1 protein-coding gene and 1 pseudogene are annotated in these 1,370 nt (G+C 67.2%); both read right to left on the minus strand.

Annotated elements, in window-relative coordinates; all coding sequences use genetic code 11:
* Nucleotides 1-879 (minus strand): succinate--CoA ligase subunit alpha, encoded by an 879-nt coding sequence (gene sucD, locus ACFQRF_RS27645; protein WP_379874417.1) that lies wholly within the window; start codon nt 877-879, stop codon nt 1-3.
* A 16-nt stretch (nt 880-895) separates the two neighbouring features.
* Nucleotides 896-1,370, minus strand: a pseudogene (locus ACFQRF_RS27650) (ADP-forming succinate--CoA ligase subunit beta); the annotation flags it as partial.

Genomic DNA, 1,370 nt, shown 5'->3' on the forward strand with positions numbered 1-1,370 from the left:
TCAGAAGAGTTGGCGGGCCAGAGCGGCGGTCTCCGACGGGGTCTTACCCACCCGCACCCCCGCAGCCTCCAACGCCACCTTCTTCGCCGCGGCCGTACCCGAAGACCCCGACACGATCGCCCCCGCATGCCCCATCGTCTTACCCTCCGGAGCCGTGAACCCCGCCACATACCCCACAACAGGCTTCGACACACGCTCACGGATGAACTCCGCCGCCCGCTCCTCCGCGTCCCCACCGATCTCACCGATCATCACGATCGCATCAGTATCCGGATCCGCCTCGAACGCCGCCAGAGCATCGATATGCGTCGTCCCGATCACCGGATCCCCACCGATCCCCACCGCCGTGGAGAACCCGATCTCCCGCAACTCGAACATCATCTGATACGTCAGCGTCCCCGACTTCGACACCAACCCGATCCGCCCCGGCTTAGCGATATCCGCCGGAATGATCCCCGCGTTCGACTGCCCCGGAGAAATCAGCCCCGGACAATTCGGCCCGATGATCCGCGTCCGATTGCCCTTCGCACACGCATGCGCCCAGAACACCGCGGTGTCATGCACCGGAATCCCCTCGGTGATCACCACCGCCAGACCGATCCCCGCATCCACCGCCTCGACCACCGCGTCCTTGGCGAACCGCGGCGGCACGAAGATCACCGACACATCCGCGCCCGTGGCCGCCATACCCTCGGCCACCGACCCGAACACCGGCACCGCGCTACCACCGAAATCCACCGACGTGCCCGCCTTACGCGGATTCACCCCACCCACGACCTGCGTCCCCGACGCCAGCATCCGCGCGGTGTGCTTGGAACCCTCCGACCCCGTCATGCCCTGCACCAGGACACGCGAGTCCTTGGTCAAAAAGATCGCCACAGTCCTTCGCCCTTCCCTACGCGTTCGCCAGCTCGGCCGCCAGCGCCGCGGCGCCGTCCATCGTGTCCACCCGCCGCACCGCCGGATGCGCCCGCCCCGCCAGGATCTCCCGGCCCAGCTCGGCGTTATTGCCGTCCAGACGCACCACCAGCGGCTTGGACACGTCCTCCCCACGCGACTCCAGCAACTCCAGCGCCGCCACGATCCCGTTGGCCACCGCGTCACACGCGGTGATCCCACCGAACACGTTCACGAACACGCTCTTCACCCCCGGATCCCCGAGAATGATCTCCAGCCCGGCGGCCATCACCTCCGCCGACGCGCCACCACCGATGTCCAGGAAGTTCGCCGGCCGCACACCCCCGTGCGCCTCACCGGCATAGGCCACCACGTCCAGCGTGGACATCACCAGACCCGCACCATTACCGATGATCCCGACCTGGCCGTCCAGCTTCACATAATTCAGCCCCTTAGCCTTCGCCGCGACCTCA

The sequence above is a fragment of the Marinactinospora rubrisoli genome (assembly GCF_042664915.1).
Classification (GTDB): domain Bacteria; phylum Actinomycetota; class Actinomycetes; order Streptosporangiales; family Streptosporangiaceae; genus Marinitenerispora; species Marinitenerispora rubrisoli.